Origin of the sequence: Chryseobacterium wanjuense (assembly GCF_900111495.1) — a bacterium.
GTDB lineage: Bacteria > Bacteroidota > Bacteroidia > Flavobacteriales > Weeksellaceae > Chryseobacterium > Chryseobacterium wanjuense.
In genome coordinates this window covers 78,681-89,106 of sequence record NZ_FOIU01000005.1, presented here as the reverse complement: position 1 = coordinate 89,106, position 10,426 = coordinate 78,681, and the positions used below count along the sequence as shown (strand labels likewise).

Here is a 10,426-nt window from a genome sequence, read left to right as displayed (position 1 = left end):
GACAATTTTTTTTTAACTGTTTAAATTTTATAATTTTTGATATTATTCTTCTTTACCAGTTGGTTTAGCCAGGACATTTCGTAGCCACATTCCCATATCCTGTTCTGTGGGTATGAGAAATTTTTTCCTAAGGTTTTGTTTTCTGTTTCGTACAGTATTGATAGATTTGAAAGTATAATCGGCAATATCCTTAATGTTAAATCCTAAAAATGTATAGGCACAAAGAATAAGCTCAGATGTTCTGAGGCCGGGACTGTATTCTAAAAGTTTTTTCTGAAAATCAGGATAGACCTCGAGAAAACGGGAATAAAAGTTGGGATCATTATTTTTTGCCAATTCACAAACTTCATTATATGCCTCATTTACTTTAAGTTGAAGCTCTTGGGTTTCAACGGTCTTTTGGGAAATAATCTCTTCTTTTTCCTGTAATGTGCCGTGTACTTCAGAAAAAATTGTTTCCTTTTGCTTTAAATTTTTTCTTAATACAGAATAAATAAAAAAGAAGAATAATACAAGGGTCACAATGCCAACAAAAATCCAGATATATTTTTTCTTTTCAGAAGTTTCATACTTATTTTCCTTGTCATCGACAATTATACTCAATGCATAATCCATGCTTTCACTTCTGGTGGCGGCTATTTCACTTTCTTTATTGGTATAAATATTCTCGAAAAGGCTCTGTTTTTCTTTATCACCAAGAGCTCCGTAGACATCGGCAATATTTTTGTTGAGTGAATTGAACGGAGTGATATTAATTGAATATTCTTTGATATTCTGGAGTGCCTTTAAATAATAATCTAAAGCAACATTATACTTTTTTTGATCCTGATAATAGTTACCAAAAGTAATATACTGCATAAATATAATAGGATCTTTATACTTGGTCTTCAGGTCATAACTTTTCTGATAATAATGAAATGCAGAATCAAAATCCTTTTTTTGAGAAAAAGCATTTCCTAGCGCAATATAATACTCTGCTATTGTGTTATGAGCGCTTTTTTCATTGAGCTTTCCGAAGAAATTCCCAGCGGTTCTGTAGTAAATAAATGCAGAATCAATAGAATTTTTATCAAAATACTGGTTGGCAATATTGGTATGAATTCTTGCCAGAATACGTGCTGAAGCAGTATCAGTCTTGTTTTTTAAAAGCTTTAAAATACTTTTTAGTTCCTGTGAACTTTGAGATTTTAAAGACAAAACATAAAAATCATATGCTTTTATCTCTTTGAATTTTGCCTGAAGCAGAATGTTTTTTTGAGTATACTTTTGATTTAAGCTTTTTTGAATATAAGATAGGCTCTCCTTTGGCAATTCCAGGCTGGCTAATGCTCTGGAAATTATATAGTTACTTTCGGCTATTCTTTGGTTATCACCAATTTTTTTGGCTAATACATTAGCCTTTTTTGCTATCTGCAGTTCTTCCAGATGGTTATAATGACTATGTTTTTTTTCAGATTCATGGAGAAAACTATCAATTTGTTTCAATTGATTTTCCTGCCCCAACGTTATATTTGAACATAAAAATATAAACAGTAAAATGCTGTTTTTAAAGAAAATAAAGGTTGTTTTCATATTAACTTCCGCCCCTTAAAGTTATCATGACAGTATCTTACTAAGTTACTAAAATAAAATCGTAGATGCGAAAATTAATTGAAGATTTATATTTAAATTATTTGATTTAATTAATAAAATTTATAAGAAAATAAGTTTTACCGCAAATGCAAAAAATGTAGAATTTAGGATTTTAAGAAATTATAGGGCAGGCAATATAGGGATGATTACATTACCTGCAGCTATAAGTTCCCTCATTATGTGTTTTTTGTGTTTTTAAATTTTAAAACTTTCATCATTTGTTTTCGTCTGGAATTTTAGTCGGGAACAGGGCGTTTTCGCGACTTAGAATTCCATCCTTTCATTTGTGTTTAGAATTTTGAAAAAAATTTCATCATTTGTGTTTGTTTTTTTTTGAAATGTATGCCGGGAGTTTGAGGTCGCCCCCCCCCGACATAGAATTTCCCCTTTCATTTTTACTTTTTTTATTTGCTAATTGAAAATTTTCATCGTTTGTGTTCTGGTTCGGAATTTTAGCCGGGAAATTTTGGGCAACTTCCCGACTTAGAATTCCATCCTTTCATTTTTACTTTGTTATTTACTTATGAAAAATTTTCATCATTTGTGTTTTTTGTTTTTTGAAATGTATGCCGGGAATTTTTTGGGGCATTTCCCGACATAAAATTTCTATTCTTCATCTGTGTTTTTCTGGTACAAAGGGAAACAATTTTCATGAAAACACAAAAAAAGTAGTATACTATTCATATACTACTTTTATTTAACTTGTTGATAGTTAGTTTTTTATTTTTATTCTAGTTTTTTCTTTCAGTTAAATTTCTTAACCAAATCGCCATATCTTGTTCACCGGATAAATTAAATTTCTTTCTAAGGTTTTGTTTTCTATTCCGTACGGTGTTCACAGATTTGAATGTATAATCTGCAATATCTTTCACATTAAATCCTAAAAAAGTGTAAGCACAAAGACTAAGCTCGGAAGTCCGGAGACCCGGGCTGTATTTTAAAAGCTTTTTCTGAAAATCAGGATAGACTTCCTGAAAACGAAAATAAAAAGAAGGATCATTTTTTTTGGCAAGGTCAATCACTTCATTATAAGCATCATTTACCCTAAGCTGAAGTTCTTCAGTCTCAACAGTCTTTTGAGAAATAATTTCTTCTTTTTCCTGAAGGGTACTGTGAACTTCGGTAATGAGTATTTCTTTATGTTTTAAATTTTTTCTTAAAATGCGGTAAACGAAAATAAAAATTAATATTAAAGCCAGAATCCCGGTAAAAATCCAGATGTATTTTGTTGTTTCAGATTTTTTTAATTCTTTTTCCTGGTCATTTAAAATAATATTCAGTGCATGTTCTACATTCTTGTTTTGCTCTGTAAGGATTTTCATATCGGTCTTTTTCCCCAGATCTTCAAATTCTTTTTGCTTTGCTTTATTTCCTAGCGATGAATAGGTAGAAGTAAGTTGAGAGTATACAGAACGAAAATATTCAAGTCTGGATGAATACTTCTTCATATTTTCATAACATTTAAGAAAATAATCCAATGCTTTATTATATTCTTTTTTTTGCTTGTAGTAAGAGCCTAGAAAATAATATTGCTCGTAAAGTACGGGATCCTTATATTTTTGTTTGAGCTGGTAGCTTTTATCCAGATAATAATAGGCAGAATCAAGCTTATTATTTCCCAGATAAAAATTTCCGATATAGTTGTAGTTTTCACAATAAGCTCCAAAATATTTTTTCTCAGGCAATTTCTTTAATTCTTCTTTTTGAAGATTATAATAGATGAGTATAGAGTCTTGATTAGTAGTATTTTGCGATAGATTTGCATAGATTCTGGATCTGATTTCAAAGGCATCATTGCTGTTATTATCGCCAAGCAGTGAAAAAGCATTTGTAAATTCTTTCTTACTTTGAGAATCCAGCTTCAAAGATTTATAAAGGTAGGCCTTCAATTCTGTGAATAAAACCTTTTGAATAGGATCTTTGGTAAAATGTTTTTCAGAATCTGCTTTTTCCACATAAGAAAGGCTTTCCTTAAACAAACCTAGATTGAATAAAGACCGGGCTATATAATAGACACTTTTAGCTTCTCTATTGTCATCTCCAGCTTTTTGAGCCAGACTATAAGCCTGCTGAGCGGTTTTCAGTTCATTAATATCCTGAAATTTTTTATTATAATTATCTGCTTTTACCAGAAGATCATCAATTTGTTTCAGTTGATTTTGTTGGCCGGCTGCTCTATTTGAGCATACGAAGACAAGCAGTACAATGCTGCTTCTTATAAAAATGAGTATTTTATTCATATTAACTTTCACCCCTTGAAGTTAAAATAACTGATTGTGTTAATTAGCCTACAAAAATAAGATTGTTGATTGAAAAAAAAGAATAAATATTAAGTTTTAATCAAATTTATCGTTATGATTAATAATATTTATTGATGAATATTGATTGTGTGTACCTTTTTCTTGTAAATTTTTAAAAAGGTTTCTATTTTTTTAGAATTAAATTATTGTTTTAAAATTTATAGCAGCCGGGTAATATCAGGATGAGAAAAATATTACCCATTTTCTCTGCTATAATCCCTCATTATGTATTTTTACTTTTTTTCAGTGTATGAAATTTTCATCATTTGTGTTTTCGTCTGGAACCTCAGTCGGGAGCTTGGGGCATTTTCCCGACGTTGAATTCCATCCTTTCATTTGTGTTTTATGTTTTTGATTGAAAATTTTCTTCATCATTTGTGTTTTCGTCTGGAACCTCAGTCGGGAGCTTGGGGCATTTTCCCGACGTTGAATTCCATCCTTTCATTTGTGTTTTATGTTTTTAATTGAAAATTTTCTTCATCATTTGTGTTTTCGTCTGGAATCTCAGTCGGGAGCTTGGGGCATTTTCCCGACATCGAATTCCATTCTTTCATTTGTGTTTTTTAGTTTTGAAATTTACACCGGGATTTTTTTGGGGCGATCCCGGCATAAACTTCTTTTTTTCATCTGTGTTTTTGTGTCAAAACTTTTTTTCCCTTTTCATGTTTGCATTTGTTGACTTCGAAAGTTTTTCAAATGCGTTGTGTGTTTTTCTGTTGCAAAGGGAAACAAATTTCATGAAAATGCAAAAAAAATAGTATACCATTCGCATACTATTTTAATGTAACTTGTTGATTATTAATTATTTTATTTAAATGTTCCTATTTTGTTTACATTAAATTTCTTAATTAAATCTTTATATTTTATTCACTTCATACAATACTTTAGATCTGAATTTTTTGTTTCCCGTTTATTTTTGTGTAAAAATTTAATTGTTTAAAAATGACAAAACGGTTTATTTTTTTATTTTTAACTTAATCTTGCCTTAAATAAAATAAAAAAAACCGGTAAATTTTACCGGCTGTATGATTGTATTATAAAATTTCCTCTTCGAAAGTTTTCTTCCATTTTGCAAGAGTGGTTCTGCTTATTTTATATTTTTTAGACATAAAACTCGTCGAAAATCCGTGCTTTTTTTGATATTGCAACAGTTTCAGCATTGTTTTCTTGTCGTAGGTTTTTAATTTCTGGTTGTTTCTTAAGCTTTCCTTAGATTGTTTAAAAACCAGTTCATTAAAATTCAGAACATCTTCTGTTGTTTTAAGGTTTTTCAGAAGTGATTGTATTTTAGGATCCTGCAGCTTTTCCGGCTGATCCTGTTTCAACATATCCAGATAAATCTTTTTATAGTTCGGACGCATATTTTTTTTTGTGTTTTAATTGGTATCGTTTTTTTGAAGCCAACGGTGCAGCGTACTCTTGGGAATAGAATATTCTTTGATCACATCACTCTGTGTCATCTCGCCGGACTGAATTTTTTTAATAATAAATTCTTTAATCTCCTGGGTATAGATATTTTTTCTGAAATAAGGAATTTTTTCAGATTTCTGGCTGGTACTTTTATTAACAGCAGATGGGGGAGAATATAAAATAAGATGGGAGCTGTAAAGTCTGAAAAAGTCGTACTCCAATAATTTAGACCAACGGAGAAGAAGGTCTGTGTCTATGGATTTGCTTTTGTAAACTTTTTCAATGAACTCATCGTCTTTCTTCAGAAAATTACAGATTCTTTCCATAGAAATTTCCTGTTCATCGACTCTCTCTTTGATAAATTGTCCTATATGTATTTCTTTGTATAGCATTTTTAATAAATTGTTATTTATTAAATAGTCTGCATGCAAAACGAAATAGGATCATATTTCTGATATATAATATAAGAATAAGTTAAAAAAAAGGCTAATAAAAATTTCAGATCAAAATATTATTTGATTTGAAATAACAAAACCATGATTCTGTTACAGACTCAGACAATTTTTGACCAAACAAATACCCCAGTATAAAATCCAGTGTTATTGATTTCAGTGTATATTGTAAAGAATTCCTTGCGTATTCATATTACATCCGTCAATGCTTTGAGCGATCATTCGTTTTTTCATCCCTTTCGCTTAGTAAAACCTTATATTCTAACCTTTTCTTATTTTAAGTATGAATAATATATTACCTATTAAAGCTCTTTCATGCAATTTTCTCTTTATATAAATTTTTTGTTAATTTCTTACTTTTATTATATTCTTCAATAGAATTTATTTAGATTTATTCTATTGTATTTATTGAAATTTTAAGAAATAATTAATATCTTCATTTCCAAATATATAAAAAAATAGAAATCAAACCCAAAAAACAAAGTAAAAAATTTTGTTAAAATACGCTTTTGATGAAAATAGTATAGGATAAGTGGATTATAGTGTGAAATATCTGTGTGTGCTTTATATTTGATAAAGAAGCACTGTAACCATCTACATTTTGTGAAATATTAAATGAATATTCTGAAAAATTGTACACAAAATTTCTAGTGCATACCTTTGCATCCGAATGGAAAATAAAGTAGTATTATTCGATTTTTCGAAGAAAATAAATTACAAAAATGAACTTCTGGCAGGTTTTACCGTCGCCATGACCATGATTCCCGAGTCGCTTTCGTTCGCAATTCTTGCGGGGCTTTCACCTTTAACGGGACTTTATGCTGCTTTTATGATGGGACTGGTAACCGCAATTTTGGGTGGCCGTCCGGGAATGGTTTCCGGTGGAGCGGGAGCTACGATTGTTGTTTTAATAGCATTAATACAATCTCACGGCGTACAATATCTCTTCGCGACAGTAGTTCTCGCCGGAATTTTCCAGATGCTGGTCGGGATTTTCAAGTTGGGAAAATTTGTAAGATTAATTCCACAACCTGTCATGTACGGCTTCCTGAATGGTTTGGCAGTGATTATTTTTATGGCGCAGGTTGAACAGTTTAAAATGACAGAGGCAAATGGCGTTGTCAGTTGGCTGCACGGAACCTCTTTATATATTATGTCGGGTTTAACGGCTCTTACGATTGCCATTGTTTATTTTTTTCCGAAAATCACGAAGGTTGTTCCGGCTTCTTTGGTGGCAATCCTTATTGTTTTTGCTATTGTTTTAGGTTTTAATATTAATACTAAAACAGTTGCAGATATTGCTCACGTCAGCGGAAGTCTTCCAAGCTTCCATATTCCGAAAGTTCCTTTTTCTCTGGAAACGTTAAAGATTATTTTCCCTTACGCATTAATTATGGCGGGAGTTGGCCTGATTGAATCTCTTCTTACATTATCCATGGTTGACGAAATTACCAATTCTAAAGGAAATGCCAATAAAGAATCTGTAGCTCAAGGTATTGCGAATATGACCAACGGATTTTTCGGCGGAATGGGTGGCTGTGCGATGGTTGCCCAGACTTTGGTGAATCTTAATGCCGGTTCGAGGGCAAGACTTTCCGGGATTATTGCATCGATTACTATTTTAATTATCATTCTGGTCGGCGCTCCGTTTATTGAAAAAATCCCCATGGCTGCTTTGGTAGGTGTAATGATGATGGTCGCGATCAGTACTTTTCAGTGGGTTTCAATCACAATTGTCAACAAAATGCCGAAATCCGATATTTTTGTAGGAATAACGGTTGCTCTGATTACCATTGTTTTACATAATTTGGCATTAGCCGTGTTGGTGGGCGTTATTATTTCAGCTTTGGTTTTTGCCTGGGATAATGCGAAAAGAATTCGTGCAAAGAAGTATATTGATGAAAATGGTATTAAATATTATGAAATTTACGGGCCATTATTTTTCGGTTCTGTAACTACTTTCATAGATAAATTTGATCCCACAAACGATCCTGAACAAGTGGTCATCGATTTCAAAGAAAGCCGTATTGTCGATATGAGTGCCATTGATGCATTAAACAAATTGTCAAAAAGATATGCTCAACTAAACAAAAAACTACATTTAAAACATCTGAGCGAAGACTGCCGGAAAATGCTGAAAAATGCCGAAGCCGTAATTGAAGTGAATATTCAGGAAGACCCGACGTATAAGGTGATGCCGGAGAAGTAAGAGAGTGTGTTGAGTAGGAGGGTTTGAGAGTAATGGGTTGGAAGTCGGGAAGCTGGATGATGGAGGTTTTAATATCGAGAATTGTTAGGAAGTATTTTTTAATAAAAAAGATCTGCCTAATCAGCGAGAGGAAAAGAAAAATTCACAATTCACCATTGACCATTCACCTTTATAACCCAAACAAGGACTGCAAAATAAATTTACAGCCCTCGTTTTTTAGGTCACTAATGTATTTGCCATGAAATCAGGCACCAAAGCATAGTGCGACAATTTCATGCTGATCGAAGCTCTACCACTGGTCAACGTTCTCAGATCAGAAATATATCCGAAAGTAGAAGCCAAAGGAACTTCCGCTGCGAAAATTTTTCTTCCGGATTTTTCATCAATCGAAGTGATAATTCCTCTTCGTTTGTTGATATCCGCGGTTACGGCTCCTGTGTATTCTTCAATCGTCTGAATTTCAACTTGCATGATCGGTTCCATTAATTTAGGTTTACAAGATTGTCCTATTGCTCTGAAACCATCCCTTGCTGCCACTTCAAAATCCTGAGCATGAGAATCATTGCTGTGAGTCGATCCATCCAAAAGAGTAACTTTCATGCTTTCCAAAGGATTTCCGCTCAACGGTCCGTTTTCCATCGCTTCTCTGAAGCCTTTCTCAACAGACGGAATAAATTCACTCGGAATCACGCCGCCTTTAATTTGATTAATGAATTCCAAGCCGACTTCATGATCCTCACGAGGCCCGATTTCAAAAGTGATGTCGGCAAACTGGCCGTTTCCGCCGTTTTGTTTCACCAGTTTTTCTCTGTGAGTTCTTGTTTCGGTTAACATTTCCCGATACGAAACCTTAGGTTTTCCCTGATTGATCTTAATTCCGTGATTCAATCGGATTTTTTCTAAAGTCACTTCCAGATGCAATTCTCCCAAACCGCTCAATAAAGTTTCACCTGTCTGTCGGTCTCTTTCAACGACCAACGATGGATCTTCTTCCTGGATTTTAGCCAAAACCAATCCGAAAGATTTTTCATCGGCATTTGTTTTTGGTTCAATCGAAACGCGGATAACTGGCGCCGGAATCGTAATGGATTCAAGCAAAACAGGTTTTTCAACAGATGATAAAGAATCTCCTGTTTTCGAATCTTTTATTCCAGTTAAAGCGACGATATCGCCCGCTTTTCCTTCTTCAATCGTTAAGGTTTTGTCCGACTGCATCTGCAAAATCCTCGAAATTCTGAAATTTTCACCTGTTCTCACATTCAAAACAGTGTCCCCGGATGTAATGTTTCCTGAATAAATTCTCAGCATCGCCAGTTTACCCATATGTTTGTCAATTATCACTTTGAAAACCAACCCTGAAAAAGTTTCTTCTTCATTTCTTTCAAGCTCGATAGTATCTTCCGTTTTCGCATCTTTTCCTTTAATAGAAGGTAATTGATGGGGAGCAGGAAGGTAACTTACAATCGCATCAAGCAACGGTTGAACTCCTTTATTTTTAAAAGCGGAACCACATAAAACAGGAACTAAACTTCTTGACAGACAGGTTCTTTGTATCGCTTCAACAATCATTTCCTCAGAAATTTGAGTTTCGGAATCCAGGAAATGCTCGAAGAAAGTTTCGTCAGATTCTGCTAAAGTTTCCATTAATTTTATCCTCCATTCATTAGCCTCGGCTTTATAATTTTCCGGAATTTCTTTTTCAATAATCGTTTCTCCGTTTTCATCGATCCAGTACAACGCTTTTTGTTTGATTAAATCTATGACGCCTTCAAAAGTATCTTCAGAACCGATCGGAATTTGCAAAGCCAAAGGAACTGCATTTAATTTTGCTTTAATTTCATTTAAAACAGCAAAGAAATCGGCTCCGATTCTGTCCATTTTATTGATGAAACAAATCTTGGAAATACCATGTTTCTCAGCTTGGAACCAAACATTTTCCGTCTGTGGCTGAACTCCCGAAGAAGCGCAGAAAACTGCCACAACACTGTCTAAAACTCTTAAAGAACGTTCAACTTCCACAGCAAAATCAATGTGTCCCGGAGTATCAATGATGTTGATATTGAAAACATTTTGGTCTTTTTTCCATTGGGTAGAAATCGCTGCAGATGAAATCGTAATTCCTCGGTTTTTCTCCTGGATATCTTTATCCATCGTGGTATTTCCTTCGTCTACGTTTCCTATTTTGTGAATCATTCCTGTGTAATACAGCAATCTTTCCGTTAAGGTCGTTTTTCCGGCATCGACGTGTGCTATTATCCCTATATTTCTTGTATTATATTTCATTTTGTTTAATTTAAATTGTTGATTTTTAAGATTGTGCTTCATTTTTTAATGCAAAGTTTCTATTTGAAACTGTTTTATTTGAGGCAGCAAAGTAGCTTATGAAGCTGGCTTCTTATAATCAATTTATTGATTAAAACCTT

General features: G+C 33.2%; 6 protein-coding genes. 1 reads left to right on the top strand and 5 read right to left on the bottom strand.

The features are described from left to right. Positions 1–42: 42 nt before the first annotated feature. From BMX24_RS19785 to BMX24_RS19770, 4 genes are all read right to left on the bottom strand, one after another. Positions 43–1,572 carry a tetratricopeptide repeat protein gene (locus BMX24_RS19785; protein ID WP_089795963.1) on the bottom strand — a complete coding sequence of 510 codons (1,530 nt, stop codon included), beginning with the start codon at positions 1,570–1,572 and terminating at the stop codon, positions 43–45. A gap of 791 nt (positions 1,573–2,363) precedes the next feature. Next, positions 2,364–3,872, bottom strand: a complete 1,509-nt coding sequence (locus BMX24_RS19780) for a hypothetical protein (protein ID WP_089795961.1) — start codon at positions 3,870–3,872, stop codon at positions 2,364–2,366. Positions 3,873–4,966: 1,094 nt separating this feature from the next. After that, positions 4,967–5,293 carry a hypothetical protein gene (locus BMX24_RS19775; RefSeq protein ID WP_089795958.1) on the bottom strand — a complete coding sequence of 109 codons (327 nt, stop codon included), beginning with the start codon at positions 5,291–5,293 and terminating at the stop codon, positions 4,967–4,969. 15 nt (positions 5,294–5,308) lie between these two features. Then, positions 5,309–5,734, bottom strand: a complete 426-nt coding sequence (locus tag BMX24_RS19770; protein WP_089795956.1) for a transposase — start codon at positions 5,732–5,734, stop codon at positions 5,309–5,311. A gap of 730 nt (positions 5,735–6,464) precedes the next feature. Between BMX24_RS19770 and BMX24_RS19765 the strand changes: the two genes are divergently transcribed. After that, positions 6,465–8,003, top strand: a complete 1,539-nt coding sequence (locus BMX24_RS19765; RefSeq protein ID WP_089795954.1) for a SulP family inorganic anion transporter — start codon at positions 6,465–6,467, stop codon at positions 8,001–8,003. Positions 8,004–8,219: 216 nt separating this feature from the next. Here BMX24_RS19765 and fusA read toward each other — a convergent pair whose 3' ends face one another. Continuing rightward, positions 8,220–10,286, bottom strand: coding sequence for an elongation factor G (fusA, locus tag BMX24_RS19760; RefSeq protein WP_228404937.1), 2,067 nt, complete (start codon positions 10,284–10,286; stop codon positions 8,220–8,222). Between the last annotated feature and the right edge of the window lie 140 nt (positions 10,287–10,426).